Origin of the sequence: Halovenus aranensis (genome assembly GCF_900100385.1) — an archaeon.
Taxonomy (GTDB): Archaea; Halobacteriota; Halobacteria; order Halobacteriales; family Haloarculaceae; genus Halovenus; species Halovenus aranensis.
In genome coordinates this window covers 246,786-272,025 of sequence record NZ_FNFC01000001.1, presented here as the reverse complement: position 1 = coordinate 272,025, position 25,240 = coordinate 246,786, and the positions used below count along the sequence as shown (strand labels likewise).

The 25,240-nt window shown below is 62.4% G+C and carries 28 protein-coding genes and 1 tRNA gene; 16 read left to right on the top strand and 13 right to left on the bottom strand.

Going from position 1 to position 25,240, the window contains the following annotated elements; translation table 11 throughout:
* Positions 1-38 precede the first annotated feature (38 nt).
* Positions 39-677 (top strand): triose-phosphate isomerase, encoded by a 639-nt coding sequence (gene tpiA, locus BLR34_RS01415; RefSeq protein WP_092698673.1) that lies wholly within the window; start codon positions 39-41, stop codon positions 675-677.
* A gap of 24 nt (positions 678-701) precedes the next feature.
* Here tpiA and BLR34_RS16810 read toward each other — a convergent pair whose 3' ends face one another.
* Together BLR34_RS16810 and BLR34_RS01410 are read right to left on the bottom strand one after the other, a co-directional pair.
* On the bottom strand, positions 702-863 hold the full coding sequence (locus BLR34_RS16810; protein WP_176765198.1) for a hypothetical protein: 162 nt from the start codon (positions 861-863) through the stop codon (positions 702-704).
* A gap of 68 nt (positions 864-931) precedes the next feature.
* Positions 932-2,776 (bottom strand): helicase HerA domain-containing protein, encoded by a 1,845-nt coding sequence (locus tag BLR34_RS01410; protein WP_092698671.1) that lies wholly within the window; start codon positions 2,774-2,776, stop codon positions 932-934.
* Positions 2,777-2,945: 169 nt separating this feature from the next.
* Here BLR34_RS01410 and BLR34_RS01405 point away from each other — a divergent pair, with 169 nt between their 5' ends.
* From BLR34_RS01405 to yciH, 4 genes are all read left to right on the top strand, one after another.
* A complete protein-coding gene (locus BLR34_RS01405; protein WP_092698669.1) occupies positions 2,946-3,920 on the top strand; it encodes an AAA family ATPase in 975 nt (324 codons plus the stop codon).
* Between the two features lies 1 nt (position 3,921).
* Entirely contained in the window at positions 3,922-4,941 is a 1,020-nt protein-coding gene (locus tag BLR34_RS01400; protein ID WP_092698668.1) for a DUF58 domain-containing protein, read from the top strand.
* Positions 4,938-7,097, top strand: a complete 2,160-nt coding sequence (locus BLR34_RS01395) for a transglutaminase TgpA family protein (protein WP_092698666.1) — start codon at positions 4,938-4,940, stop codon at positions 7,095-7,097. The genes BLR34_RS01400 and BLR34_RS01395 overlap by 4 nt, the downstream gene beginning before the upstream one ends.
* A gap of 95 nt (positions 7,098-7,192) precedes the next feature.
* Positions 7,193-7,492 (top strand): stress response translation initiation inhibitor YciH, encoded by a 300-nt coding sequence (gene yciH / locus BLR34_RS01390; protein ID WP_092698664.1) that lies wholly within the window; start codon positions 7,193-7,195, stop codon positions 7,490-7,492.
* Between the two features lie 18 nt (positions 7,493-7,510).
* On the opposite strand, the gene BLR34_RS01385 is transcribed toward yciH, so the two are convergent.
* A complete protein-coding gene (locus BLR34_RS01385; protein ID WP_092698852.1) occupies positions 7,511-7,948 on the bottom strand; it encodes an NYN domain-containing protein in 438 nt (145 codons plus the stop codon).
* 88 nt (positions 7,949-8,036) lie between these two features.
* Here BLR34_RS01385 and serS point away from each other — a divergent pair, with 88 nt between their 5' ends.
* The gene (gene serS / locus BLR34_RS01380; protein ID WP_092698662.1) at positions 8,037-9,419 is read left to right on the top strand and encodes a serine--tRNA ligase; all 1,383 of its coding nucleotides are present in this window, start codon (positions 8,037-8,039) and stop codon (positions 9,417-9,419) included.
* Between the two features lie 3 nt (positions 9,420-9,422).
* On the opposite strand, the gene BLR34_RS01375 is transcribed toward serS, so the two are convergent.
* Entirely contained in the window at positions 9,423-10,778 is a 1,356-nt protein-coding gene (locus BLR34_RS01375) for a redoxin domain-containing protein (RefSeq protein WP_092698660.1), read from the bottom strand.
* A gap of 82 nt (positions 10,779-10,860) precedes the next feature.
* A complete protein-coding gene (locus tag BLR34_RS01370) occupies positions 10,861-11,868 on the bottom strand; it encodes a LamG-like jellyroll fold domain-containing protein (protein WP_092698658.1) in 1,008 nt (335 codons plus the stop codon).
* A gap of 107 nt (positions 11,869-11,975) precedes the next feature.
* Here BLR34_RS01370 and BLR34_RS01365 point away from each other — a divergent pair, with 107 nt between their 5' ends.
* Positions 11,976-12,467, top strand: a complete 492-nt coding sequence (locus BLR34_RS01365; protein ID WP_092698656.1) for a DUF367 family protein — start codon at positions 11,976-11,978, stop codon at positions 12,465-12,467.
* On the opposite strand, the gene glmM is transcribed toward BLR34_RS01365, so the two are convergent.
* Positions 12,464-13,813, bottom strand: coding sequence for a phosphoglucosamine mutase (gene glmM / locus BLR34_RS01360; protein WP_092698850.1), 1,350 nt, complete (start codon positions 13,811-13,813; stop codon positions 12,464-12,466). The two genes, BLR34_RS01365 and glmM, sit on opposite strands and share 4 nt — an antisense overlap.
* Positions 13,814-13,913: 100 nt before the next feature.
* On the opposite strand from glmM, the gene pyrE reads away from it, so the two are divergent.
* Together pyrE and BLR34_RS01350 are read left to right on the top strand one after the other, a co-directional pair.
* Complete coding sequence (gene pyrE, locus BLR34_RS01355; protein WP_092698654.1) at positions 13,914-14,438, top strand: orotate phosphoribosyltransferase; 525 nt, start codon at positions 13,914-13,916, stop codon at positions 14,436-14,438.
* Positions 14,439-14,509: 71 nt separating this feature from the next.
* Positions 14,510-14,755: a glutathione S-transferase N-terminal domain-containing protein gene (locus BLR34_RS01350; protein ID WP_092698652.1), complete on the top strand. Its 246-nt coding sequence runs from the start codon at positions 14,510-14,512 to the stop codon at positions 14,753-14,755.
* Positions 14,756-14,785: 30 nt separating this feature from the next.
* Here BLR34_RS01350 and BLR34_RS01345 read toward each other — a convergent pair whose 3' ends face one another.
* Positions 14,786-15,070: a type II toxin-antitoxin system RelE family toxin gene (locus BLR34_RS01345; RefSeq protein ID WP_092698650.1), complete on the bottom strand. Its 285-nt coding sequence runs from the start codon at positions 15,068-15,070 to the stop codon at positions 14,786-14,788.
* A complete protein-coding gene (locus BLR34_RS01340; protein WP_092698648.1) occupies positions 15,063-15,344 on the bottom strand; it encodes a ribbon-helix-helix domain-containing protein in 282 nt (93 codons plus the stop codon). The genes BLR34_RS01345 and BLR34_RS01340 overlap by 8 nt, the downstream gene beginning before the upstream one ends.
* 298 nt (positions 15,345-15,642) lie before the next feature.
* Between BLR34_RS01340 and BLR34_RS01335 the strand changes: the two genes are divergently transcribed.
* Positions 15,643-16,173, top strand: coding sequence for a hypothetical protein (locus tag BLR34_RS01335; protein ID WP_092698646.1), 531 nt, complete (start codon positions 15,643-15,645; stop codon positions 16,171-16,173).
* 3 nt (positions 16,174-16,176) lie between these two features.
* On the opposite strand, the gene BLR34_RS01330 is transcribed toward BLR34_RS01335, so the two are convergent.
* Positions 16,177-17,886: a hypothetical protein gene (locus BLR34_RS01330; RefSeq protein WP_176765197.1), complete on the bottom strand. Its 1,710-nt coding sequence runs from the start codon at positions 17,884-17,886 to the stop codon at positions 16,177-16,179.
* Between the two features lie 186 nt (positions 17,887-18,072).
* On the opposite strand from BLR34_RS01330, the gene BLR34_RS17470 reads away from it, so the two are divergent.
* Positions 18,073-18,198: a hypothetical protein gene (locus BLR34_RS17470; RefSeq protein ID WP_281240896.1), complete on the top strand. Its 126-nt coding sequence runs from the start codon at positions 18,073-18,075 to the stop codon at positions 18,196-18,198.
* Here the strand turns inward: BLR34_RS17470 and guaB are convergent.
* The gene (guaB, locus tag BLR34_RS01325; RefSeq protein WP_092698642.1) at positions 18,195-19,682 is read right to left on the bottom strand and encodes an IMP dehydrogenase; all 1,488 of its coding nucleotides are present in this window, start codon (positions 19,680-19,682) and stop codon (positions 18,195-18,197) included. The genes BLR34_RS17470 and guaB overlap by 4 nt on opposite strands.
* Positions 19,683-19,827: 145 nt before the next feature.
* On the opposite strand from guaB, the gene BLR34_RS16575 reads away from it, so the two are divergent.
* The 5 genes from BLR34_RS16575 to BLR34_RS01310 all read left to right on the top strand — a co-directional run bounded on the left by BLR34_RS16575 (position 19,828) and on the right by BLR34_RS01310 (position 22,395).
* Complete coding sequence (locus tag BLR34_RS16575; protein ID WP_143414098.1) at positions 19,828-20,079, top strand: hypothetical protein; 252 nt, start codon at positions 19,828-19,830, stop codon at positions 20,077-20,079.
* A 6-nt stretch (positions 20,080-20,085) separates the two neighbouring features.
* Entirely contained in the window at positions 20,086-20,991 is a 906-nt protein-coding gene (locus BLR34_RS01320; RefSeq protein WP_092698640.1) for a DUF5794 domain-containing protein, read from the top strand.
* 409 nt (positions 20,992-21,400) lie between these two features.
* Positions 21,401-21,631 carry a DUF5795 family protein gene (locus BLR34_RS01315; protein ID WP_092698638.1) on the top strand — a complete coding sequence of 77 codons (231 nt, stop codon included), beginning with the start codon at positions 21,401-21,403 and terminating at the stop codon, positions 21,629-21,631.
* Positions 21,632-21,716: 85 nt separating this feature from the next.
* Positions 21,717-21,895 (top strand) — tRNA-Trp (locus tag BLR34_RS16805).
* Between the two features lie 224 nt (positions 21,896-22,119).
* Complete coding sequence (locus BLR34_RS01310; protein ID WP_092698636.1) at positions 22,120-22,395, top strand: hypothetical protein; 276 nt, start codon at positions 22,120-22,122, stop codon at positions 22,393-22,395.
* Positions 22,396-22,462: 67 nt separating this feature from the next.
* Here the strand turns inward: BLR34_RS01310 and BLR34_RS01305 are convergent, their stop codons facing one another.
* The 3 genes from BLR34_RS01305 to BLR34_RS01295 all read right to left on the bottom strand — a co-directional run bounded on the left by BLR34_RS01305 (position 22,463) and on the right by BLR34_RS01295 (position 25,161).
* Complete coding sequence (locus tag BLR34_RS01305; RefSeq protein WP_092698634.1) at positions 22,463-23,431, bottom strand: formyltetrahydrofolate deformylase; 969 nt, start codon at positions 23,429-23,431, stop codon at positions 22,463-22,465.
* A 132-nt stretch (positions 23,432-23,563) separates the two neighbouring features.
* Positions 23,564-24,265 carry a DUF7530 family protein gene (locus BLR34_RS01300; RefSeq protein WP_092698632.1) on the bottom strand — a complete coding sequence of 234 codons (702 nt, stop codon included), beginning with the start codon at positions 24,263-24,265 and terminating at the stop codon, positions 23,564-23,566.
* Positions 24,262-25,161: an NAD(P)H-binding protein gene (locus BLR34_RS01295; protein WP_092698630.1), complete on the bottom strand. Its 900-nt coding sequence runs from the start codon at positions 25,159-25,161 to the stop codon at positions 24,262-24,264. Before BLR34_RS01295 ends, BLR34_RS01300 begins: the two co-directional genes overlap by 4 nt.
* Positions 25,162-25,240 lie beyond the last annotated feature (79 nt).

The following is a 25,240-nucleotide window of genomic DNA, read 5'->3' as shown; positions in this document are numbered from 1 at the left end:
TCACAACCTATTTGCCCGGCCCGGTCCCTGCCACGGATATGTTCGTCCTCGTCAATCTGAAAGCGTACCCCTGTGACCCGGTTGCCGTCGCGGAGGCGGCCGAGCGCGTAGCAACAGAACACGGCGCCGACGTGGCAATCGCCCCACAGGCCGCCCACATCCAGGCCGTCGCACAATCGGGCGCCGAGACCTGGGCACAGCACGTCAGTCCGGTCGGCCACGGCAGCCACACCGGCTCGACGCTCGCGGAAGCAGCCGCCGACGCCGGCGCAGTCGGGACCCTTCTCAATCACTCCGAGAACCGTCTGAAACTCGCCGATATCGACGCCAGCCTCGACGCCGCCGAGCGGGCAGAGCTGTCGACGGTCGTCTGTGCGAACAATCCCGACCAGATTGCCGCCGCCGCCGCGCTCGGCCCCGATGCCGTCGCGGTCGAACCACCGGAGCTCATCGGCACCGGAACGCCGGTCAGTCAGGCCGACCCCGATATCGTCCGGGACGCCGTCGCGGCCACAAAGCGCGTCGACCCCGAGATAGAGGTCTACTGTGGTGCCGGTATCTCGACCGGCGAGGACATCGCCGCCGCCGAAGAACTCGGCGCGGACGGCGTCTTGCTCGCAAGCGGCGTCGCAAAGGCCGCGGACCCGCAGGCGGCCCTGGAGGCACTGGTCGACTGATAGACGGGCCAGGGCGGTCCAGTACTACCGACTCGCAAGGGCGGTACCGAGGACAGTGCCACTGCCTACTCCGATAGCGATACCGAGCGCGAGGTTCCCGAGTAGGATGCCGAGTACCACGCCGGTGACATTGCCGAAGGCGATATCGAGTGCAACCAGCCACTCACTCCCGGTATCATCGCCCATAGGCCGGGGTTTCGAGTCACAACAAAAATCGTTTCGTGCCGCCAGATGCGACGAGGCGATGACGCTGTTCAGAGGTCCGTCGTCTGTTCGATATCTCGGACGTAGCCGTCGATTGTCTCCTCGTCGACGTAGTCGTCGAGTTCCTCGACCAGTCGGTCGCGCAGACAGTAGTCGTAGTGGCCGCGGCCGACGTGTTCGACGAGCCCGGCGGTCCGTAGCTCTCGGTTGTGCGAGTAGGCCTCGGTGCGATTCTCCTCGCCGTCGGCCCCGAAGAAGGCATCCAGAGGCGTCGCCGGCCCGAATTCCCGGTAGAAGGCGAGCATCTTGCGCGTGTTCGTCGGCAGTGCGCCGATATCGGCTTTACACTCTCTGACGACGAGAGGCTCGCTGTCGTCTTCGTCCATGATTTCGGCGTCGTTGCGAATCGTCGACTCGATTTGCTCGCGGGGCGTCTGCGAGCGGTCACTCGGCCAGTCCTCGTCGACGCTCTCGGGCGGGGAACGCACCTCGCCCAGCAGTGTATCGGCATCGACGCCACCCGATGGGCCGTCGGTATCGGTCCACGACGGGAACTCGCCGTCACCGTCTGAGACAACTCCCTCCCCGTTCGACTGTGCTTCGGTCGGTTCGAGCAGCGAATCGTCGCTTGCTGCCGGCTCGGCGTCGGGTTCACCGCCGCCCGAATCGGTCTCCGAAACACCACCGGTAACGGCCGAGGCCGCCTCCTGGAGGTCAGTACCGGGGCGCTCTGTCTGCTGGTCGCCGTCCTCGGCCGTCTCTTCGAGTGTGGCCTGCTCGCCCGGCATCGAGGGCGCGCGTGGCCCCGAGCGCATCCGCTCGCGCTCGGTCCGACCGGGCGCGGCCCCTTCGACGTGGCCGACGAGCGCGTCGACGAACTGGTCGGCCATTCGCTGGAGGTCGCGGGCGTCCTGCAGTTCTCGCTCCAGTTCGGCGATACGGGAGTTCTTCTTATCGAGTTCCTCACGCAGTTCCTCGATGCGGTTCTCGCGTTCTGCTTCCTCCTCGCTTATCTCGGTGAGTTCGGAGACGAGGTCATCGCTGACGCTTTTGAGTTCGGGCCGCTCGAAGTCATCGAGTCCGGGCGTCGCGCCCGCGTCGAAGGTCTTCTTACGGTGGAACTGGACGCGACGGACCTGCTCTGCCCAGTCTGTCATCAGGAAGCCTTCGCCGTCGTCTAAGTTCTCGACGGCGTCGGCGTGTTCGCCGTCGATGATGCGCTGGACTACCTTCGTGTCGTTGTTCCAGGTCAGGCGGTGCCAGAGCAGCCAGTCACACTGCGTGATGAAATCCTTCTTGACGTCTGCGGGGCGCTGGCTGATACCACAGATGCCCAGGCCGTGCTTGCGCCCGCGTTTGCCGATTTTGATGAGCATCTTCCCACACTCGCCGACCGACCCGCGTTCGGGGATGTACTCGTGGACCTCCTCGACGAGCAACAGAAACGGCTGTTTTTGCTTTTTCGCCTTGGCAAAGAGGCTCCGGGCGACGGCCGTTAGCAGTTCCTCGGCCTCGCCCTCGTCGAGGTAGCTCGATACGTCGAGAATAATCGGGACGTTCTGTTCGAGCGCGAGCGAGGCGATTTTCTCGGCGTGCTCGGTCGTCACCTGGATGTCACACTCCTCGTCGCCGCCGACGTGGAGAATCTCGTACTCCTCTTTGAGACCGTAGTACTCGCCGTCGATGTCGACGATGAGCAGCCCGAACTCGTTGTCGAGCAGCTTCTCGGCGATGACGCTGGCAGAGTTCGATTTGCCGGAGCCGCTCTTGCCGGTGACGAACCCGCGACCGGTCAGCAACTCGACGACGGGGAGAGAGACATCCGTGCCGGGCTGGGCGCTCCCACAGGGCCCGTCACTGGTTTCGGCGACAGTGATGTGTGTTGTTTCGGCCATGCGCAGTTATCGAGTATGTTGCCGTCGGTCCCCATAATGCCTCGTCAGACAGACGACAGACGGCCCCCTCGTGTGGGTCAGTGTCAAGACAGCACGTTTAGTATCCTCGGGATGCAAGAGGGTACCTAGCGAACCCGCAGTTTACGTCGGCTGCTATCAGCATGAATCTATGACGAATCCCGAGACAGACTTCCAGGAGGCCGAACAGGGCACACCCACAGAGACGGTGGATGTCGAAACGGCGAGTGACGTGGCGACGGCGGTCATCGAGAACGTCGAGGAGGTGGTCGTCGGCGGCCACGAGCAGATCGAACACGTCATGACCGCGCTGCTTGGGCGCGGGCACGTACTACTGGAGGACGTTCCCGGCGTGGGGAAGACGATGTTGGCGCGCTCTATCGCCCGGTCGTTCGACGGCACGTTCAAGCGCGTCCAGTTCACGCCGGACCTGCTGCCGTCCGACGTGACCGGCGTCAACATCTACAACCAACAGACCCAGGAGTTCGAGTTCCGCCCCGGTCCGATTTTCGCGAACGTCGTCCTCGGCGACGAAATCAACCGCGCGCCACCGAAGACCCAGTCGGCACTGCTCGAAGCGATGGAGGAAGAACAGGCCACTGTCGACGGCGAGACCCATCACCTCGAGGACCCTTTTACTGTCATCGCGACACAGAACACCGTCGAGGGCGACCAGGCGTACGAACTGCCGATGGCAGAACTCGACCGGTTCACCAAGACTGTGACACTCGGTTACCCCGAACCCTACGAGGAAGTCGAGATGCTCGACCGCGTCGTCGGTCACCACCCAATCGAAGAGCTGACGCCGGCAGTCACGCTGGCCGAGTTCCGCCGGGCCAGAGCCCGAGCGGCCGAAGTGACTGTCTCACAGGAAATTCGGGAGTACGCCACCGAACTGGCGAACTACACCCGCGAACACGCGAGCCTGGGTGCGAGCCCGCGGGGAACCATCGCCTTGCTCCGGGCAACACAGGGCCGTGCGCTGCTGTCCGGCCGCGAGTACGTCATCCCGGACGACGTACAGACAGAGGCTATCCCCGTGCTCAGACACCGAGTCCGGACCGGACGTAACGAGGAGAGCACAGCGCTCGTCAGGGAGGCACTCGACTCTGTCGACCCAGCATAACATGCAACTAACACGTCGTGGCCGAGTCGCAGTCGCTCTCGTCGTTCTCGCGGTGGTGATGGGCTGGCTGTTCGGTGCACGCTCGCTCAACGCTATCGCCGCCCCGCTGCTCGGGGCATTGCTCGTGGGGGCGGTCGTCCTCGCCCGGAACGACGACCCGACGGTGACGCTGTCGGCCGTCGAAGCTGGCTTTCCCGGCGACGACCGGACGCTGACGGCCGCGTTCTCGGGGACCGGGTTAGCGACGGTCGCGCTTGCGCTTCCAGCGGGTGTCGACGGCAACACGAGCGGTAGGCGCGTGACGCTGCCCCAGACCGTCGACTACGAACTCGAGTTAACCGCCCGTGGCGTCCACGGCATCGGCCCGCCAGAGGTAACGCTCCGGGGACCGCTCGGATTACTCGAACGAACGGTCGATATGGCTGGTACGACCGACGTGACTGTCTACCCACAGCGGTACACCGTCGGCGACAGTGCAGTACTCGACCGGCTGTTCGCCGACGAACTGGAGGCCGAACGTCAGGAGTTCGACCGGCTACGGGAGTACCAGCCGGGTGACCCGCTACGACGCATTCACTGGAAATCGAGCGCGAAACACGACGAGTTCCTCGTCGCCGAGTTCGCGCCGACCGAACGCGACGAGACCGTGACGATTGTCGGCACGGTACCGCCGGGCGAGACCGACGAGATGGCACGCATCGCGGCGACGATAGCCGACAGCGCCTTGGCGGCAGACCACAGCGTCGAGGTAGCGACGCCGACGGGACACGTCCCGCCGGGCAAAGGCGAAACCCACCGGGAGAGTGTCCTGGGATTGCTCGCCCGGACCGGCCACGGGACGACCGCGCCGGTCGGCTCCGAGGCGGCCGACGTAGAGATTACCTACGTCCAGCGCGAACTCGTCGTCCGTGTCGGAGCCACGGAATACAGCGTCTCGGCGTTCCTCGACCACATCGACGGGACCGGCGGGGGGTCAGCAGATGACCGCGAAACGGCGACTGTCGCCGAGGTGACAGCATGACCGCACGGCAGACAACAGCGACCTGGCTCGGTGCGTCGGTCAGTGCAGTCCCGCTCTCTCGGGTGTTCGCACTCGGGGGGACCGTCGGACTGCTCGCCTCGTTCTTGCTGGTGTTGTTTGATGTCGTCGGGACGGTCGGTGACCCGCTGTTGTTCTATCCAGTCGTGTTGGCGACGCTGCTGTCGGCGACACTGCTCTCGCGGGTGCTTCGGCTCAAGGGCGCGCTTGCGGTCACAGCCCTGCTGTTTGTCGCGGGGACCGGCTGGCACGTCCTGACCCTCGAAGTCAGTATCGACGTGTTGACGCTCGTGAGTAACAACATCGAGTTGCTCACCGGGGAGAGCGTCCTTCGGATTCGCCAGGCCGACGTGTGGGCGCTGACGGTGGTGCCGACGCCGATATTCGTGACCTGGTATCTCGCGCTCCGAGAGCAGTACCTCGGCGCTGTCGTCGCAGGGGGTGGGATGCTCACCTATCTGGTGTTGACCGGCGACGCCGGGACGACCGTGACGCTGCTCGGTGTCGTCTCCGGGGCAGTCTCGGTTGCTTTCGGCGAGATAGAGGCGACGGGATGGTCGGGGGCAGCCGACCAGGCTGTCGTCGTGCTCGCGGCGATGGTACTCGTCCCGCTTGCCGTGACGGTCGTCCCCGGCGGAACCGCCAGCCCCGTCTCCTTCCTCGGCGACGATACCGGGACGATGGAGGGGGCGGTCATCACCGGCGACGCGTCACTCGATATCGTCGGCGAGGTCACACAGACCCCCGAGCCGCGCTTTGTCGTCACGAGCGAGGAACCACGCCTCTGGCGGACCGGGAGCTACGACCGGTACACCGGCGACGGCTGGATACGAACTGGTGAGTCGTCGCCGCTTTCGTCGACAGACGTCGACGGTCCGCCGGGGCCGTCTCGCGAACTGACACAGACCGTACAGGCGAGACAGGACCTCGACATCTTTCCGGCGGCGTGGCAGCCGGTCGCTGTCGGGGATTCAGTCGCCGCCGAGACGCTGGTGAACGACGACGGCGGCTTCGGCCTCGACCGGACGTTCGAGGAGGGCGAAACAGTCGAGGTCCGCAGTGCGGTCCCCGACGCCGACCGAGAGACACTCCTCGAGGCGGGACAGAACTACCCCGAGTCGATACGGACGCGGTACACCCAACTCCCCAGTAGTACGCCCGACCGGGTTGGCGAGCGGACGGCACAGATTACACAGGGCGCAGACTCAGCGTACGAGACTGCCGTGGCTATCGAACAGTGGCTGGAAGCCAACCGCGGCTACTCCCTCGATGTCGACCGACCGGAGGGCGATATCGCGGACGCGTTCCTGTTCGAGATGAACGAGGGATACTGTACCTACTACGCGACGACGATGGTCGCGATGCTTCGCTCTCAGGGGGTTCCGGCACGGATGGCCGTCGGGTACACCCCCGGTGAGGCGGTCGGCGAAAACGAGTATCTGGTCCGCGGGCTGAACTCCCACACGTGGGTCGAAGTGTACTTCCCCGATGTCGGCTGGGTCGAGTTCGACCCGACCCCGGCTGACCCGCGACAGGAGACCGAACGGGCCGCAGTCGGCGGCGGGACAGGCGGTGGTGGTGACGGCGGTTCCGGCGACGCCAGCGACACCGACATTCAGCAGGAGACCGTCGAGGAGCCGGTCGAACAGGAGCCGGCCACCACCCCCGACGATATTCCCAGCGCAGTCGTCGAAGAGCAGTTCGGACAGGGTGCTGGTCTCTCGCCGAGCGATACCGCCGGCGGCGACGGAGCTGGCGGCGGATTCAGCGTTCCGTCGCCCTCGCGCGAGCAGATGGCGGTTTCGCTGGTCGCCGTTGCCGGTCTCGTCGCCTGGACTCGTCAGGCGGGCATCGGCGGAACCCTCCTGCGTCGCCTCTCGGTTCGGTTCCGACAGCAGACAGACCCCGAGACTGACGTCGAGCGGGCCTACGAAGAGCTGTTGCTCGTCCTCGAAAGCCGCCATCGACCGCGCCGGACCGGCGAGACAGTGCGCCAGTATCTCGACGATGTCTACGCGGGCGAGGACGCCCGCCGCGTCCTCGAACTGTACGAACAGGCCCGCTACGCCGACGGCGTGACCCGTGCTGATGCCGACGAGGCACTCGAACGCCTCGAAGATATCCGCGCGGCGGAGTGAAACGCAACGACAGGGCGACGGCTGGCGATAATTCGCCCTGTGTGGCGGTCGTCCCGACAGTGTTTAGTATATCGCTTTCGTACGTCGAGCCTGTAATGTCGGAAGTCTGCTCGACGTGTGGGCTGCCCGAGGAGCTTTGTGTCTGTGAAGACGTCGCCAAAGACTCCCAGGAAATCACCGTCCGCATCGACGAGCGCCGCTACGGAAAAGAGGTAACGATTATCGAAGGATTCGACCCCAGCGACGTCGACATGGACAGCCTGTCCTCGGACCTGAAGTCCAAGTTCGCCTGTGGGGGTACTGTCGACGACGGGCAGATAGAACTTCAGGGAAACCACACGGGCCGCGTCGAGGATTTCCTCCGCGATAAGGGCTTCAACGTCGGACAATCGTAGCGCCGCTCCGACAGACGGTCAGAGCGTCATCGATCGCTGTGCGCTGTTTTTGAGCGCGTCCGACCGGCCGTATGACCCCGGAGCGACGGCAACGGTCTCGACGCCGGCGGCCGCCGCCTGTTCGAGTGCCGGCTTGAAGTCTGTGTCTCGTGAAACGACGACCAGCACGTCGATGCTATCATCGACAGCGGCGGCAGTCGCGTCGACAGCGAGTCGAACATCCACGTCGCCGCTGGTCGTCACGACCGCGAACCCTCGTGCTTCTGCGGCCTGGACCAGCTTCGGCGTCGCGTGTTCGTCGAGATAGAGACGAGTCATCGTCCGTCGGCCCTCGTCGGCGGCCAGTTCCCGCAGGTCGTCGAGATCGACGTCGAACTCGTCGCGGAAGACGTTCGGGCCGTCGACGAACAGTCCGACCCGCGGCGGCCTGTCTCCGAGCCGTCCCAGCAATCCCATACGCTGTGCTGTCGGCGGGCGTGTATAGTGGTTCCGACAGCGGGCGACAAACGACATGGTTTTGCGAGATGCCCGAGAAACACCATCTATGTTATCACGGCAGTTCGTCCGCGAGAACCCCGATGTGGTCCGGGAAGGGCTGGCACTTCGCGGCACGGATGGCATCGACGTCGACGAGATTCTCGACCTCGACGAGCGGTGGCGCGCGCTGAAATCCGAGGGCGACGACCTCCGTCAAGAGCGCAACGAGGTGTCGAGCAAGATTGGCGAGCTCAAACGCGAGGGCGACGAGGAGGCGGCGCAGGCGGCAATCGAGCGCTCCCAAGAACTCAAAGCCGAACTCGAAGAGATAGAACAGCGCGCAGACGAACTCGAAGCGGAACTCGAAACCCGCCTGCTCGAAGTGCCGAACGTCCCACAAGACGACGTTCCGCCGGGCGATGGCGAACTCGACAACGAGGAAGTGCGACGGTGTGGTTTCGATGATACCCGCGCGTTCCCGGAGGACGTACGGCCACACTACGACATCGGCGAGGACCTGGAGTTGCTCGACTTCGAGCGCGGGGCGAAAGTCGCCGGCGGCGGCTTTTACTTCCTGAAAGGCGACGCCGCGCGACTCGAACACGCACTCATCCAGTTCATGCGCGACGTACACCGCGAACAGGGGTACGACGAGGTGTTCCCGCCGGTTCCGGTCAACAGCGAGTCGATGACCGGCACCGGACAGCTCCCGAAGTTCACCGAGGACGCCTACCGTGTCGGCGAGAGCAACGACGAACCGTACGACGACGACGACCTCTGGCTGTGTCCGACCGCTGAGGTGTCGGTCACGAACATGTACCGCGACGAGATTCTGCTGTCCGACGACCTGCCGCTGAAACACCAGGCCTACAGCCCGAACTTCCGGCGTGAAGCCGGCGAACACGGCACTGAGACCAGAGGAATCGTCCGGTCACACCAGTTCAACAAGGTCGAGCTCGTCAACTTCGTCGAGCCAGACGACAGCGACGAGCGCCTGAAGGAACTCGTCAGCGAGGCCGAGGAAGTCCTCGACCGGCTCGGACTGCCCTACCGCGTCACGCTGTTGTGTGGCGGTGACATGACGTTCGCCTCTGCCAAGACATACGACATCGAGGTCTGGGCACCGGCCGACGACATGGAGTACGGTCCCGAGCGAGGCGGTCGCTGGCTCGAAGTGTCGAGCGTCTCGAACTTCGAGGCGTTCCAGGCCCGCCGTGCCGGCCTCCGGTACCGGCCAGAACGCCACGAGTCTGCCGAGTACCTCCACACCCTCAACGGCTCGGGAACTGCACTTCCCCGGGTCGTGGTGGCGATTATGGAGTACTACCAGAACGACGACGGCACCATCACCGTCCCAGAGGCGCTCCGGCCGTACATGAACGGTCAGGAGCGCATCGAGGGTCACGACCCAGTCGGCGAGTCGGCGGTCGGTGCAGGGCGAAAAGAATAACGCTTACAGCGAGTCGGGGACGCCGTGGTCGCCGCCGAGGTCGTCCGGCGAATCATCTTCGTCCTCGTCCTCGTCGGTCGGGTCGGTCAACTCCAGTTCGATATCGTCCTCGTCGGGGTCGTCGTCGGCGGCCGCTGTATCAGAGTCGTCGGCTGACGAGGGGGTGTTGTCGACCGGCTCGCCGGATTCGTTTTGCTCTTCGAGTTCCGCGGTGATAGCTTCGAGTTCCGCCTCGTCGATGTCGGGCGCTGTCTCGTCGTCGGCCGACGCGCTGGCGTCAGCAGGCGCTTGTTCTGGCTCGTCTGGGTCGTCCCCGGCGCCGTCCGGCGTCGTCGCATCGTCTGCCGCTGCTGCCGTCTCGGTGGCGGTCGCATCCATCGCGTCGCTGTCCTCGACCGGCACGAACTCTCCTTGACCGTCCGCCTCCGTCGCGAGGCCGAGACCCCCTTCCTCAGGAGCGCGGTCGCCCTGAGACGGGTCTGACGCGGGGTCGTCCTCGGGTGGGAAGTCGCCAGGCGCAGGCGGTTTGTGGATGTCTCTGGCGGTTTCGAGCGGTCCTTCGGCGTCTTCCCTGAGTTCGTCGGCCCGTCTCCCCTCGCCGCTTGCGAAGGCGCTCGCAGAGTCGTTCAGCCAGCCTGCGGCCCGCCAGAGCGCCTCGGCTTTGCGTTCGGCACGCTCGAAGTATCTGGTCGCCTCCTCGTCGTCGGAGAACCGGACCGCGGTGTTGAACTCGTCGTGGGCCTCGTCGAACTCCTCGGTTGCCTGTGCGAAATCCCTGCTCGCGAGCATCCACTCTCGTTGCTCGTAGGCGTCCATCGCGCTCGTAAATGCGCGTCGTCCTTCGACGTGGTGGGCGTGACCGACGCGGTACCGCGCCAGTGCCGTCCGGTCGTCGCCGATACGCTCGATGGCTGCGCGTATCTCCTCGGTGGGTGGCTGTGTCTCGATATCGTCTGCGACCCACGCGTATTCGATTTGTTCTCGATTGTCGATGACAAACACCGCCCGATTGCAGGTGTATCTGTCGTCGTCGGCAGCGACGCCGTAGGCGGCGGCGACCTCGCCGTGAACGTCAGACAGCAACGGGATGTGGAGGTCGTACTCCTCAGCGAACACCCGGTGGCTGAAGATGCTGTCGCCAGAGACTGCGAGAATAGTCGTATCCTTCTGCATCGCAAAGAGGTCCAGGTCGTCCAGGCCAGAGGAAGTGTCGTCACAGTTCGGCCCGAAATCGCCGGGATAGAAGGCGAGAACGACGACGCTATCGCCGACATGCTCGTCGAGAGAGAGCCGCACGAACTCCCCCGCTCTGACGGCCGGCAGGTCGAACCCCGGTGCCGTCTCCCCGTTTTCGGCCATTATCCGATGTTGACGGTTTGGCTACTTAACTTTACAGGCACCGGTCCGTGGACTGGGAACGACGCCGGTAGTACCGGGACAATCAGGACATGGCGTTCGTGATTGCCTCGACGTCATCACCGTCGAAGGCGGCGTAGTAGAGCCGGAGTTCGTAGATGCGGCCGTCGAGATTCTGGCCGACGGAACTGGGGTCCGAGTCAGCACCCACAATCACCTCGCCGAGCGCCACATCGCGCTCGAACGTGCGTGACCCAATCTTGGTGCCGTCTCGGTACAGGGTCATCTCGGAGCCGTCGTAGGTGCCGACCAGCACTGTCGTCTCGCCCCCAGAGATGTCGCCGGTGGGTATCTTCCCACTCGGATTTGTCTTATAGCCGACGTTCCACTCCATCTGATGTGGGTCGCCGTGTTTGCCGTCGGTCTCGATGAACCAGGCGAAATTCGAGTCCTGGTGTTCGATGAGGTTCTGAATGCCCGACCCCCCGTGGTGTTTGTACCTGATTGCCACCGTGAGTTCCTCAACCCGGTCGGGACCGTCGACGGTGAGGTCACCGACGTCGACGTACGTTCCAGAACTGCCATCGAAATCCAGGGCAGTACCGTCCTCGTCGCTCACCCAGTCGGTGCCGCCGTTCCGGATTCCCTCGTTACCGTTCCCCGAGCGGTCGGTGACGTTGCCGCCGCCGGAGTCGAAGCTGTAGTAGGCGATGAAGTCACCGAGTTCGTTACGCCGGTCTATCTCCTTGTTGACCAGCACCGCCCGGTCCTCGTCACGAGAGATGACTGTGATAGTGTCGTCTGGCGCGGTCGGAATAAGTACCGACTGGCCGGCGCTGTCGGCCTCGAAGGTCGCTACCTCGTTGTTGTTGAGTTTGACGATAACGTCCGTCCCCAGCACCTCGGGCGTCATCTGCAGGCCGACCGGCGTCTGCTCGTACTCGAAGGTCGCCTCGGGCGTCGGCGCGCCCGTCTCTTCGAGGAATCCAAACGAGACAGTGATGAGAACGACACCGATAACCAGCGCGATGCCGACCAGCAGGATATTTGCGACAATCGGCGTGGCCCCCCTCTCCATCCGAGCCGTTGTCATTAGCTGTCGTATCTGCAGCGACGCACAAAAGTCTGCCCACCCGGCTGTGAGGGACCGTCCCGACCGTCGACAGTACGGCTTTTGTGCCGCTGTTGTCTAGCAGCGGTGTGGAGCTTCACGTCAGATACGAGGGCAACGACGACCCCGAGAAGTGTACGGCCCGGCGACTCGCGAAATTCGACGAGGCCGCCTTACACCGCTCGACGCGGGCGACCCCGCCGGGAATCGTCCTCAACCCATTCGCCGAGCGGGCGCTCTCGCCGGCCGATTCAGACGAGAGTCGCCTCGTCGCGCTCGACTGTTCCTGGGAGACGGCCGAGGCCGAAGCCTTCGACCTCGCGGGCAGCCAGCGCTCGCTCCCGTTTCTGGTCGCAAGTAACCCAATCAACTACGGCACTGCCTTCCAGTTGAACACGGTCGAGGCCTTCGCCGGGGCGCTGTGTATCCTCGGCGAGCGCACACAGGCCGAGCGCGTCCTCTCGCATTTCTCGTGGGGACAGACGTTTCTCGACCTCAACGAGGAGCCGCTGAAGCGGTACGCTGACTGTGCTGATTCGAGTGACGTGATAGCAATTCAGGACGAGTATCTCGCCGATTAGCTGATTGCACCGGCCATCTGGTCGACGAGCGTCTCGGCACGCTCTTGGGACCTTGCCTCTGCGTAGACGCGGATGACTGGCTCCGTCCCGCTTGGCCGGGCAAGCACCCACGCGTCGCCGTAATCGAGCCGGTAGCCGTCGGTCGTATCGACCGTGGCGTCGGCCTCCTCGGCAACGGCGCTGATGGCGTCGATCATCGCTTCGCGCTCCTCGTCGGTGTCGTACGAGATGTTCCGGCGAACGTTAGCGTACCCGTCGTAGGGTGCGATTAGTTCGCTGAGAGGCGTCTCGACGATGAGTTCACACAGCCTAGCAGCGGTGTAAGCCCCGTCTCTCGCGACGCGATAGCTGGGGTAGATGATGCCGCCGTTGCCCTCGCCCGCAATCGAGACTGTCTCGCCGGCGGCCTGGAGCTCCCGAATCGCGGTGATAAGATGCGTGCTGCCGATTGGTGTCAGTCTGAGTGACGCGTCGGCGTCGGTCGTCACGTCGACGAGTCGCTGTGAGGCGTTGACTGCCGAGACAACAGTGTCGCCGGCGTCGAGCTCTGGGGCTGTCAGCGCGGCGAGTGCGGCGTCGCCGTCGACGAAGGCACCGGTCTCGTCGAAGAAGATGGCCCTGTCTGCGTCGCCGTCGTGGGCGATGCCGATATCGGCACCCGCTGACTCGACGAGGCGGCCGAGTTCGGCGAGGTTCTCCTGGACCGGTTCAGGGTCTCGGCCGGGGAATCGTCCGTCTGGCTGGGCGTTGATTGTTTTGACTGTACAGCCGAGTTCGCGAAACAGGCCGGGGCTAGTGAGCGACCCGGCTCCGTGGCCGGGGTCGAGCGCGACCGTCAGCTCTGCCCCGGCGATACGGTCACGGTCGACTGCCTCGAGGAGTTGCTCGCGGTACGCGCTGTTTGCGCCCTCAGTGCTCCGAATCTCGCCGGCCTCGTCCCAGGTCGTCATCGCCGACTCGGCTTCCAGGTGGCTCTCGACCCGTTCGAGGGTATCACGGGTCAACTCGACACCGTTGTCACCGATGAGCTTGATACCGTTGAACTCCGGCGGGTTGTGGGAGGCGGTGACCATCACGCCCGGAACTCCCGCCTGTTCGCAGTACGCCTGGAGCGACGGCGTCGGCACGACGCCCAGACAGTCGACATCACAGCCCACACTCGCCAGACCACTGGCGACCGCGTGGACGAACAGCTCCCCTGTCAGACGGCTGTCGCGGCCGACGGCGACCCGTGCGTTCCGGTCTCGGAACACAGCCCCTGCTGCCTGCGCGAGTTCGACCGTATCCGCAGGTGTCAGCTCGTCGAGCGCGACACCGCGGACGCCGCTCGACCCGAATACGTTCATTCGCATACTCGTCTGTCCCCCGTGGTCATAGTGATTGTGACTTGCGGGCTCGGCCGGGGAGACCGCCAGAGCCATTACCGCCGGTCGTCTGTGCCGAGATATGACGGAGTCGCTCATCGACCTCCTTCGTGGCGTCGACGCGGTCAAATACGGCGAGTTCGAGCTGTCACACGGCGGCACCAGCGACTACTACGTCGACAAGTACCTCTTCGAGACGGACCCGGACTGTCTTGAGGCGATTGCGGCGGCGTTTGCCGACCGCGTCACTGACGAGACACTGGCGGGCGTCGCGCTCGGTGCGGTGCCGCTCGCTGCCGCGACCAGCGTCGCCGCCGGCAACCCCTACGTCATCGTCCGCAAGCAGGCAAAGGAGTACGGCACCGGCAACCGCATCGAGGGCCAGTTCGAGGAGGGCGAAGAGGTCGTCGTGCTCGAAGACATCGCGACCACGGGCCAGAGCGCCGTCGACGCCGTCGAGGCACTCCGGGAGGCCGGGGCCGTCGTCGACCGCGTGCTGGTGGTCGTCGACCGCGAGGAAGGGGCCAGCGAGAACCTCGCCGACGCCGGCGTCGAACTCCAGTCGCTGCTGACGGCCTCGGAGCTGCTCGACGAACACGCAGAGTGACCGGCCGCGGCGGTCCCAATGCTTGTACAGTACCGCCCCTTTCTTATTCGTCCGATTCGTATCTATTCTCGATGCCAGATCTTGAACTCTACGAGCTTGAGGGCTGTCCGTACTGCGAGAAAGTAATCAACAAACTCGACGAGCTCGGCCTCGATTACGAGTCTCACATGGTCCCCCGCAGCCACAGCGAGCGGACCGAAGTCGAGAAGGTGAGCGGCCAGACCGGAGTCCCGGTGCTCGTCGACAACACCAACGGCATCGAGGGGATGCCCGAAAGCGACGACATCGTCGAGTACCTCGAAGAAACCTACGCGTAGCGCAGGACTTTTCTCGGTACCGTCGGTCAGTTAATCGTCGTCAGCCGTGTACGCGCCACCACGACGCTTGATTCGGGCGACTACTACTCGACACTCGTCTTGCCGGAAGGCGACGGAGAGCCGAAACTCGCCGATACGAATCTTCTTGTACGGGCTATTCTGGAGTGGTTCGCCGTAGGCAGGCGGCTCACGCCACGGAGACGTCGTGATTTCGTCGAGTTTGTCGAGTATCCGCTCTTGTTCATCTGGCGAGAGCCCATCGAGGTCGCCTTGCGCGGTCGAGGAGAGTTCCCACGTCCACTCGTCGTCATTCATCGTCCGTGCCGAACCGCTCGCGCGCCTCGTCTGCCGTCATTGTCTGTCCCTCCCGAACATCTTCTTCGGCCCCAAGCAGGGCGATGAGTTCGTCGCGGTCGAACGTCGGGAACTCCACAGCGTCGCGCAGCGTGTAGCGAATGAACTCGCTCCGGCTGTTGAAGCCACGTCCTTGCCACGTGTCGTCGATCTCGTCCAGGAACGACTCGGTGAGCTTGAAGTTCACCGTGACAATCTCGTCATCTCCGTTTCCTTCTGTAGTTGTTCCAGACATATAGACGTAATACGTTGGTCTTACCAATAGGTATTTGGGCGAACAGCATCGTCTGTGGCTCGGCGAGACACACGTCCTGAACGAAACGACGCACAAGCAGACGCCGAGCGAGGGGTTTCACCGCCACCGAGGCCGGCCGAGCCGTCGGTTTTTACCCACGTTTTTCGAGGAGCGAGGGACGGGCCGACGACCCGCAACTACGCACGTGGCGGCTGGTCGCCACGCGGTGCCCCCAGCGAGCGCGGACACCCGACGCTGAAAACGGTGGTCTGGCCCCGTCGGATTCAAGTTGGAGGGTTTGGGTGGTGCATGGGAGAAGGCGTACAGTGTTTCTGCGACAGGTGAGGAGGACTGGGCTGAACCGTTGGCGATTGATGCGGAGTGCTGGCTGGGAGAAACCGGTGAAAGACCCAGCGAAGGCGGCAGCAAAACAGTCAACAAGTACGAAGGCGGAGACGTCTACATCACCACGAACATCAGCGACCGCAGCGGTGTAAACCAGGAAACATACAGCTGCGCCTACGGCTTAAACCAGAAGATAACAGATATCAGCCACCTGCCGGAGCAAGCACAGGACAACGACGTATTCTATAAAAACGAGTTTGAACTCAGTGGAAACGGCGAACTCGGCTTCACCACAGCAGGATACATCATCGAAGGCACCGACGACGCAGGAAACATCGGTACATCACCTGACCCTGAAATCCCGTACACTGAAGCAGACCTCGGAGACGAAACCGGAATCATCGACTGGAACTGGTACCCAACTGGTGAGGGTGGAGAGTTTGGAGGGAGAGAAGGAAGAAACCCGATTAATAATTTGGGCTGATGACTAGTTGTCATCTAAGTCGTATATTTCCATTACATTTTCTTTGTGTGTTTCTTCGTCTACTGTGGTGGCGTACATGGTGTTTCCGTCTTCTAGGTCGATGAGTTCTTCTCCTTCTTCGACTGTTTCTGCTACATCTATCTGCATGTAGCGGTCTTCCGGTACTGCGTTATGGAGGTACTCTGTTGCTGATTCAATTAGCTCTAGTTCTTTCGCAGCGTCACCATCCCTCGGATGGATTATATCACCGAGATATCCTCTGACATCTGGCGTATAACCGATCTCAATATCGCCAGGTGTTTCTCCGATCACAAGGCTGTCATTATATTTATCTCCTCTCTCCAGATTTTCTTCCCACTCACTTTCGCTTAGATTTTCTTCAGTATTACTGTTGTCGATTATCCCAGCCATCTGCTCGAAATCAATTGAAGCAACATTGCCAGTGTCGTCGTGGTCGTGGAGTCCGTGGAGGATTCTTTTGGCTTCGAAGTCCATGGGGTTGACTTCTTCGCCGGGTAGGAGGACTGCTTCTGGTGCTGTTTTTTTATTGCTTTGTGCTTCGGCGAGTGCTTTTTTCCAGTTGGTGTCTGTGTTTTCTCTGTAGAATATTGCGGTGTAGTTTTCTCCGCTGGTGGATGTTCTTTCTATTGCTTTGATTTGGTCTGTGTTGATGCCGAGGTCTTGGTGTGTGATTGTTTTGTAGTCTTTTGTTAGCTGTCTTCGGGTGGCGTCTGCGTGTTTGTTTAGTTCTTTGATGAGTTGGCCGAGGTTTGTGGGTTTGCCGTTTTGGTAGTTTTCGAGGTTTTCTATTTCTTCTTCTGTTAGTACTGATTCAGTTGACTGGTTTTTGTAGACTTGTTCGGCCGTGATCTTGTTTTCTGGATTTATCTGTGTTGCTTCTGCGGTGAGGTTGTCTTCGGCGAGTTTGAAGTCTTGGAGTTGGTTGAGTACGATGCTGATGTCTTCGGTTATTTCGCTGTTTTTGTATGCGTTGACGGTGGCGTGGTAGCCGGGTTCGTCTCCTGTTTTTTGTAGTTGTATGTTTTGTTCTTGGTCGTCGACTTTTACTGAGGCTTCTAGTACGTTTTCGCTGAGTCGTTCCAGTGTTCCGGGTGTTTCTTGGTCTGGTTCGAGGTGTATGTCTATTATTCCGGGTGTGTCTTCTCTTTGACTGAACTGTGGGCCGTTTGTCAGGAAGTATTCTGCCGTGTCTTCCAAGCTTCCTTGTTCTGTTTCTACTTGTTCACTGGTTTCGACCTGTGCCGTGTAACTTCCTTCACGGTTGACTGGTACTGTGTCGCTGACGAATCCGTCTTCGGTTGGGGTTAGTCCTACTTGTTGGCCGTTGATTGAGGCGTTTACTGCGTCGGGTTGAGGGTTTCCACTGGTCTGGATGTTGACTTGTGCGAGGTCTTTGACTTCGTCCCCGTTTTCCTCGACGAACTCGATGTTTGTGGCAACGACTTGAGGTGCTTCTGTCGGCGTAGTTTCAGGTGTTTCAGTTGTTTCTGTTTCAGTCTGTGTTGGGTTCGGTGTTTCTGTCGGTTCTGATTCTGCGTTGCTGTCTCCTGAACAGCCCGCTATGCCTGCCGTGGCGAGGGTCGCACTCGCTGCAAGGACGGTTCGGCGGGCGGGCCTGGGCGTGTCTTCTGTTCGTGAGCGCCGGCGCTCGTGTGGGTCAGGCATGACGACAGCCTCGTGTTCGTGGCTCAAACCCAGACACCCCTCTGTTGTACATATTTCGCTGTTTTATCAGCCCAGGAATTATCGAGAGACTCCGTCAACTGCAACGAGATACGCGGGTACCGTGCTGACCAGATTGTACGTACCGAGCGACACTGAGCCAAACGCCATCCGCAAGAAAACTACTTTACTGAATCGTGCCGAATACTCGCGTGTATGGCCTCGCTTGACACGTACACCTGCAACGAGTGTGGTACAGCGTTTAAATCTATGGCGGGCGCGAACGCCGCCGAGGCGGGATACTGCTCGCCAGCCTGTGAGACGGAAGGAAAAGGGCTCTAGCTGTCGGGACTGTAGTTCGGCGCTTCGTCGGTGATGACAACGTCGTGTGGGTGACTCTCCTGTTGGCCGGCCGCAGAGACGCGGACGAACTCCGCGCGTTCCTTGAACTCGGGAATCGACTGGGCACCGACATAGCCCATGCCCGACTGCATGCCGCCGACGAGCTGCTGGAGTTCGGATTCGAGCGTTCCCTTGTAGGGGGTCGCGGCCTCGACGCCCTCGGGGACGTAGTCGTCGTCTTCGTCGGTGTCTTTGAGATAGCGCTCGCCGCCGCCAGATTGCATCGCGCCGACGCTGCCCATTCCGCGGTACTGTTTGTACTTCTTGCCGTTCATCGTGATGACGCGACCGGGGGCTTCGTCGGTCCCGGCGAAATACGAACCGAGCATCACCGCGTCGGCACCGGCGGCGATGGCCTTGATGGCGTCGCCGGAGTAGCGGATGCCGCCGTCGGCGATGACCGGCACGTCGTGTTTGCTCGCCACGTCGGCGACCTGTGCGATGGCGGTAATCTGGGGCATCCCCGCGCCCGTCACGACTCGGGTGGTACAGATAGAGCCCGGGCCGATGCCGACTTTCACGCCGTCGGCGAAGTCGACGACGTCCTTTGCGGCCTCCCGGGTGCCGATGTTGCCGACGACGACGTCGGCCTCGACGGTCGCTTTGATCTCTCGGGCGCTCTCGATGACGTTGCCGTTGTGTGCGTGTGCACAGTCGATGAACACGATATCGGCCCCGGCCTCGTCGGCGGCAGCCGCGCGTTCGAGTTCGAAGGGGCCGACCGCGACGCCCGTCCGAAGCTGTCCGTCCTCGTCGCGGACGGCCTGGTCGAACTCTCGGCGCTGGAGGATGCCCTGCATCGTCACCAGGCCGACGAGCAGGTTCTCGTCGTCGACGACGGGAACGCGCTCGATTTTGTGCTCGTACATCAGGTCGAAGGCCTCGCGGGCGTCGATGTCCTGGGGCGCGGTGATGACCTCGTCGGTCATCGCCTTCTTGACGGGGTCGTTCTCGTCGACTTCGAGGTGTGGACGCACGTCCGTCGAGGAGATGATGCCGAGCACCTCGCCGTTGGTGTTGATGACCGGCGCACCGCCGACACCCTCACGAGCCATCAGGTTGTCCGCTTCTCGCACACTCGTCTCGGGGTCGACCGTGACGACGTCTTCGAGCGGAATGATGAGTTCGTCTGCGCTTTTGACCCGCTCGATTTCCTCGACCATCTGGTCGAGGTTCATGTTTCGGTGGAGGACACCCAGCCCACCGTGTCGAGCCATCGAAATTGCCATGCCACTCTCGGTGACGGTGTCCATCGCCGCGGAGAGAATCGGAACCGTCAGCGAAACGTTCGCTGAGACCTGCGTCTCCGTCTCTGCCTCGTCAGGTTCGACGGCGCTGCGCTTTGGCTTGAGCAGTACGTCGTCGAATGTCAGCGCCTCCGGTACCTGCAGTTTCTCCGAGAAGGGGTCGATATCGTTCGCCATGTAAACCGTCTAGCGTACCATCTAAAAAGGATTGCGAGATTGGACCGGCCGCGTGACTGCCACACACAGGGCGAGAGACGGTAAAATAGCGGTGTGTCCACGCACCTCACACAAGGCTATTACTTCCCGCCTCGAAATAATAGATATGGCGTACGGAGTCCCTGCCGCCGAGAGTAGCGCTCGTGAGATGGTCATCGGTTCCGGTGACATGAATATCGCGCGAGTGATGGGACTCTTCGCAATGCGGACACGCTGTCTCGCCAATCCGTGGACGTGGGCTGCCCGCTCTGACGGTGCCAAAGCTGGCACCCAACAGAGCAGTCATCTGTTCTCACACAGGCACCATCGCCCCGAGCGCGAGTACCCACGGCCAACGGGTGACCGGCCACAGCACTAACACCGCATGAGCAACTCACAGCATCCGCGTGCCCTTTCCGTCGAGCGGTGGGTGAGCGATTCCACCCGACTGCTCGCAGTCGTGTTGTGTCTCCCACTGGTCGACGGCGTCTTCGTCACGCTCGTCCTCGGCGGCGCGCTCGACAGTCTCGTCGGCATTCTCGAGGTCGGATTCCTCGTCTTCGGCGGGAGCGCAATGGTCGCCGTGATTCTCGCCGAGATGGACAGAACTCCCCGCAGGTCCGTCGGGACTGTCCTCGCTATCGGTGTCGTCGTCGTCCCTGTTGCGGGGCTACAGGCCGCACTGGCTCCAACTATCGAGAGTGCAATCGATATGGCCGTCTTCGAGCGGTTTGCCGCGCTGGTCATTCTCGCCGTGGCGGCGTCGACCGCGAGTGCCAAGATTGCCGAGTATCTTCCGAGCCCCGCGCTCATCATCGGGCTTGGCTTTCTCGCAACGGTCTCGCCGAGTGAGGCGACGCTGACGATTCAGGCCGACCTGGGACTGGTCGCCCGCGCGATGGCCGCCGCAGGTGTGGGTGTCGGATTCGGGGTCGTCCTTGCGGCGGCCCGGCCATGGCTCCAGGAAGTGGTCGAACTCGACCGGTTCCGCTTCGGGAGCGCGGTCGCACTCGGTGTGTTGGCGGTCTCTATCGCCGGGATGCTTCCATCCGAAGCACCGGTCGCTCTGCTCGTGTTGGGGATGACCGCGCTGCTCGCCTTCGATCCGGGTGGGGACACCAGCGAGCACGCCGAGGCCGCGTTCGATGTCTCGTTGTCCGAGGACGAATCTGCCGACGTTGCTGGCCCGACGCCCATCTCAGACGGTGGCGGTCCGCCCGACGACGACACCGACGCGACCGAGTCGACGACCGGTCTCCGTCCGGGACAGGACCGCCCGCCCTGGCTCTGATAGCGATTATTGTGAGTCGTTACGCCGTGACAGCCACAGACGCATTTCCACGATGTGAGACGACCCGTCCTGTGAGGTGGTCACCGAAAAGACCGCAATAATCACTATGGGTCAGTCACACAAGACCAGCGAGTACGCGATAGCGACGACGCCGGTGAAACGGGAGGCACTCGGATAGCGGTCGGTCGACCCGGTAGCGGCGGCACCCACGGCTGTGCGCTCGTGAGAAAGTCGCGTCGGCTTGGCTCTGTGAACTCGTTGGTTGTCAGCTTAGACGACGGTTTACTGTGGCGTATAACTCAAATGTGTCCCGAACCCGGCTGAAATCCGTGGAAACTTGTTTATACGAGACGGTGGCTGAGCCACGGAAACACGAACGCTTAGGGGCACCGAGTACCACAGCAGGGGTATGGGAACGAACCGCGTCGTCCAGGGGCGGATGGTCACGCCAAAGCGCCTGGCCGAACTCATCGAAGACTCCGAGGTCATCGAGGCCGAACCGATAGCGGACGCCGACCGAGACTGCCCGGACTGTGGCGGTGACGTGCTAGAAGTCGGCTACATGCCCTCAGCACTCTCGTTTGTCACGGGCTGGAAGTGCCAAGAGTGTGACTGGAGCGAACGGGAAGAAGGCGACTGAAACGAGGTTGTTGCGGTCGCTTTCGGCCGCTCCTGCGACCAGCAATCGAAATCCATTTAGGTAGAATCGCCCAACCAATGTCTGAGGGCTCGTGGCCTAGTCCGGGAAGGCGGCTGACTCCAGAGGCTAACGTGCTCGGTGACGATACCCCTGATATACTGAGCGGGCGGCTGATCACCACCCGCGCTGATGACCCTCTGGGGTACCGAGGCACACGATACCGGAGATATCAGCCGATCGGGGGTTCAAATCCCTCCGAGCCCACTTCTATTGTGCCAGACCCGAACAGTTCGAACTCCATCGTGTGGGGGCATCGGGCGTCCTGATGGCCTTGCACACATAGAGCCACCCGCAACGAAAGACGCCTCAGAGGACTCCTTAGCTTAGTGTTGTTGCCCAGCAGGACAGAAGAGGTTTTCAGTAACGCTTGTTACAGAAGCTTAATTCTGATTACACTTATGTGGAGATAGACCATTGGGATAGATACGATGAGACAGACACCACATTCGGCCACGGGATCGAAACGGCACCACGAGTACCGCGAGAACTGGACGGTCGAGGGATTCCTCGGGACGATACTGGTGTTCCCGGTGCTGGTCGCGGTCATGACTGCACCAGCCCTCGTGATGGGAGCGGTAGCTGGTGTCGTCGGCGTCAGAGTCGGTGAGCGTCTGTACGGCCACGTCGCCAGACTCGTCACACAGCGACAGACGAGGGCACAGTCGTCTTGCAGACAAAACCCACAGGTTGCACCCGGAAAGTGACTCGGCACCCGTCTCTTAGTGCTGTCTGCAGGTTTGTCTCGCGGTACTGACACGCCGCTTCGACCCTCTAGTCGTCGGCAGCGTTTGGCGCGTCACCGCGGTCAAGCGCGGCGTCGACCGGCTGTGTCGGGTTCTCTTCTTGGGCAGTCTCGGGTAATCCGAGCTGGTACTCCCCGGAGTCGGCCCCGTCACGGAGACTCGTCCGCCCGCGGTGGACGGCGACCGCGTCGTCCGTATGAAGGTCGACGGCTTCCAGCAGCGCCTCGACTTCGAGCGGCTGGCCGCGCGCCTTGATATCGTCGATCGCGGCGTCGTCCGGAATGTCGAACGCGCGCTGGGTGATAATCGGCCCCTGGTCGAGGTCGGTGGTCACGTAGTGTGCGGTGACGCCGCCGATGCGGACACCCTCTTCTTTTGCCTGGCGGTAAGCGGCCGCCCCCGGGAACGCGGGGAGCAGGCTCGGGTGGATATTGATGATACGGTCCTCGTACCGGAAGACGATTTTCGGACCGAGGATGCGCATATACCGCGCCAGTACGATCAGGTCGATATCGTGTTCGGCCAAGATGTCGAGCATGCGGTCCTCGTCGGGCGAGCCTTTGCCGTCGCCGATATCGTAGAAGGGGATATCGGTCGGTTCGACCAGATGCCGGAGCGTTCCGCGGTTGCTGATGACAGCAGCGATTTCGACATCGAGGTCGCCGCCATCTGCGGCCTCCATGAGCCCCTCCAGACAGTGGGACTCCTTGGTGACACAGACCGCAATCCGCTGGGTCTCGCGGTCACTCGGAAACCGGACCTGGATGTCGACGCCCAGTTCACGGCCCAACTCGAGCAGCGCGCTCCGGAGTTCGTCCGGGTCGCAAGTCATCTCCTCGGTGTCGACTCGCATCGACATCCGGAACAGGCCGTCACGGACCGCCTGGTCGAGGTCCTCGATGTTGATTCCGCGCTCGAACAGCAGTGTGGTGACACGAGCAATCAGCCCAGTCTTGTCCCCTCCGATAACCGTAATTTCGGTGAGGTCGGTCGTCATCGATACACCTCCGTGCTGCCGTCGAGCGCAGGCATACACACGTGAATGCCATCGCGGCTCAAAAGCGTGTCTATCCCGGCTGAAACCGGCAAGGTCGTCACAGAGCCAGTGCGAGTCGAGAACACCCCCGTACTACCGGAGAAGCAGCACCGACAGCCCAGAGACGGCCGCCACCGCGACCGCGTGCCCGACGACCGCGGCCTGGAGCAGCGGGTGTCCGACGAGCAGGGGCAGAAAGATGAGTTGGAACGCAGCAAAGCCAATCGTTGCGGCGTCGAGTCGACGCAGCCTGGTACACGTCTCGTATGGCAGGTCGTCACCGTAGCAGTAGGTCCGCCACAGTCCGACGAGACTCGCCCACCATCCCACGCCAATTCGGTACATAACGTCCCAGCTGACCACGAGAAGCAGGAACGTAAACGCGGCTGGGGGCCGGTCCCCGAGAACGGCAGTGAGCAGCGACTCACCACCCTGCCGGGGGTCGTGGACGAAGACGTAGACCACCAGTGCGAAAAACGCCATAAGCCCCAGGACGATTTCGATATGAGAGCCAAAGAGTAGCTGCCGGTAGGCAGGCGGAGCGTCTTCGCGGCGGATGACCCGTGAGAGCCCGAGCATGAACGCACTGCCCGCAACAGAGACCAAGACAGCGACTGTCCCAGCGACGGCAGCCTGCGGGAGGTCGTACCAGATAGCGAGGACGAGAATCGCGGCCTCGAAGCCGAGTAACTGCGCCACGAGCGCCACGCTTCGGGAGGTGTTGATTCCCGGGACGCTGCGGACGATACTCTCGTAGACCCACTCAGCCTCGCCGAGTGCGCGGTCGTCGCTCATGTCGACCGCGCGCTCGTTACTGCGGTTTCGACCGCCTCGTCGAAGGGTGTCAACTCCACGTCGAAACGTTCCTGTGCCGTCTCGTCGGTCACCACAACCGGATTCTTGAGTCCCTCTATCAACGGATGCGAGATACTGGGCGGCGTATCGGTGACGAGGTCAATCCAGTAGACCGAGATTTTCGGCGTGAGAAAGGGAACCGGGAAGACGTACAGCCGGCGACCCATCACCGCGGCCGTCCGGCGCATCATCTCCTCGTAAGAGATGACCTCCGGGCCGCCGATTTCGAGTGTCATTCCGGCCGTCTCGGGCTCTGTTGCGGCTTTAGACAGGTAGGCGACCACGTCACTGATAGCGATCGGCTGTGCCGGCGTCCGGACCCAGGTCGGCGTAATCATGACCGGAATCCGCTTGACCATCTGGCGGACCATCTCGAAGCTTTCGCTACCGGCACCGACGATAATCGCGGCCCGGAACGTCGTTAGCTCGTAGGCCCCTTCCGCGAGTCGACGCTCGACCTCACGGCGGGAGGCGAGGTGTGTCGAGAGGTCGTTGCCGGTCTCGCCGAGTCCGCCGAGATAGACGAGGCGGTCGACGTCGGCCTCGCTCGCTGCCGCGGCCACGTTGTCGGCACCGCGTCTATCGCGTTGTTCGTACTGGTCACCGGCACTCATCGAGTGGACCAGGTAATACGCCAGGTCGATTCCCTCGAAGGCACCGTCGAGAGTCGGTGCGTCGAGAACGTCACCCTCGACTACCTCGACGCGAGAGTCGAGCATCGCGGTTGCGCGTTCTCGGTTCCGAGAGAGCGCCCGGACCTCGTGGCCCGCTTCCAGCAGTGCGGGGACGAGCGACTGACCGACGAACCCAGTCGCGCCTAACACGAGTATCTGCATACCATCGCTACGACGCAGGTTCGGTTAGTCTTTCCGAACAGAAAACGGCCGCGTACGACAGGTCTCCGACCGCCGGGTG

Excerpts from the sequence above, each read along its gene's own strand:
- BLR34_RS01410 (WP_092698671.1), bottom strand. The coding sequence starts at position 2,776 with ATGGCCGAAACAACACACATCACTGTCGCCGAAACCAGTGACGGGCCC.
- BLR34_RS01385 (WP_092698852.1), bottom strand. The coding sequence starts at position 7,948 with ATGGGATTGCTGGGACGGCTCGGAGACAGGCCGCCGCGGGTCGGACTG.
- BLR34_RS17470 (WP_281240896.1), top strand. The coding sequence starts at position 18,073 with ATGGCCTCGCTTGACACGTACACCTGCAACGAGTGTGGTACAGCGTTT.
- yciH (WP_092698664.1), top strand. The coding sequence starts at position 7,193 with ATGTCGGAAGTCTGCTCGACGTGTGGGCTGCCCGAGGAGCTTTGTGTC.
- BLR34_RS16810 (WP_176765198.1), bottom strand. The coding sequence starts at position 863 with ATGGGCGATGATACCGGGAGTGAGTGGCTGGTTGCACTCGATATCGCC.
- BLR34_RS01405 (WP_092698669.1), top strand. The coding sequence starts at position 2,946 with ATGACGAATCCCGAGACAGACTTCCAGGAGGCCGAACAGGGCACACCC.
- BLR34_RS01375 (WP_092698660.1), bottom strand. The coding sequence starts at position 10,778 with ATGGCCGAAAACGGGGAGACGGCACCGGGGTTCGACCTGCCGGCCGTC.
- BLR34_RS01305 (WP_092698634.1), bottom strand. The coding sequence starts at position 23,431 with ATGACGACCGACCTCACCGAAATTACGGTTATCGGAGGGGACAAGACT.
- BLR34_RS01340 (WP_092698648.1), bottom strand. The coding sequence starts at position 15,344 with ATGTCTGGAACAACTACAGAAGGAAACGGAGATGACGAGATTGTCACG.
- BLR34_RS01315 (WP_092698638.1), top strand. The coding sequence starts at position 21,401 with ATGGGAACGAACCGCGTCGTCCAGGGGCGGATGGTCACGCCAAAGCGC.
- BLR34_RS01300 (WP_092698632.1), bottom strand. The coding sequence starts at position 24,265 with ATGAGCGACGACCGCGCACTCGGCGAGGCTGAGTGGGTCTACGAGAGT.
- BLR34_RS16575 (WP_143414098.1), top strand. The coding sequence starts at position 19,828 with ATGGCGTACGGAGTCCCTGCCGCCGAGAGTAGCGCTCGTGAGATGGTC.
- serS (WP_092698662.1), top strand. The coding sequence starts at position 8,037 with ATGTTATCACGGCAGTTCGTCCGCGAGAACCCCGATGTGGTCCGGGAA.
- glmM (WP_092698850.1), bottom strand. The coding sequence starts at position 13,813 with ATGAACGTATTCGGGTCGAGCGGCGTCCGCGGTGTCGCGCTCGACGAG.
- BLR34_RS01395 (WP_092698666.1), top strand. The coding sequence starts at position 4,938 with ATGACCGCACGGCAGACAACAGCGACCTGGCTCGGTGCGTCGGTCAGT.
- BLR34_RS01370 (WP_092698658.1), bottom strand. The coding sequence starts at position 11,868 with ATGACAACGGCTCGGATGGAGAGGGGGGCCACGCCGATTGTCGCAAAT.
- BLR34_RS01350 (WP_092698652.1), top strand. The coding sequence starts at position 14,510 with ATGCCAGATCTTGAACTCTACGAGCTTGAGGGCTGTCCGTACTGCGAG.
- BLR34_RS01400 (WP_092698668.1), top strand. The coding sequence starts at position 3,922 with ATGCAACTAACACGTCGTGGCCGAGTCGCAGTCGCTCTCGTCGTTCTC.
- BLR34_RS01345 (WP_092698650.1), bottom strand. The coding sequence starts at position 15,070 with ATGAATGACGACGAGTGGACGTGGGAACTCTCCTCGACCGCGCAAGGC.
- BLR34_RS01310 (WP_092698636.1), top strand. The coding sequence starts at position 22,120 with ATGAGACAGACACCACATTCGGCCACGGGATCGAAACGGCACCACGAG.
- tpiA (WP_092698673.1), top strand. The coding sequence starts at position 39 with ATGTTCGTCCTCGTCAATCTGAAAGCGTACCCCTGTGACCCGGTTGCC.
- BLR34_RS01320 (WP_092698640.1), top strand. The coding sequence starts at position 20,086 with ATGAGCAACTCACAGCATCCGCGTGCCCTTTCCGTCGAGCGGTGGGTG.
- BLR34_RS01295 (WP_092698630.1), bottom strand. The coding sequence starts at position 25,161 with ATGCAGATACTCGTGTTAGGCGCGACTGGGTTCGTCGGTCAGTCGCTC.
- guaB (WP_092698642.1), bottom strand. The coding sequence starts at position 19,682 with ATGGCGAACGATATCGACCCCTTCTCGGAGAAACTGCAGGTACCGGAG.
- pyrE (WP_092698654.1), top strand. The coding sequence starts at position 13,914 with ATGACGGAGTCGCTCATCGACCTCCTTCGTGGCGTCGACGCGGTCAAA.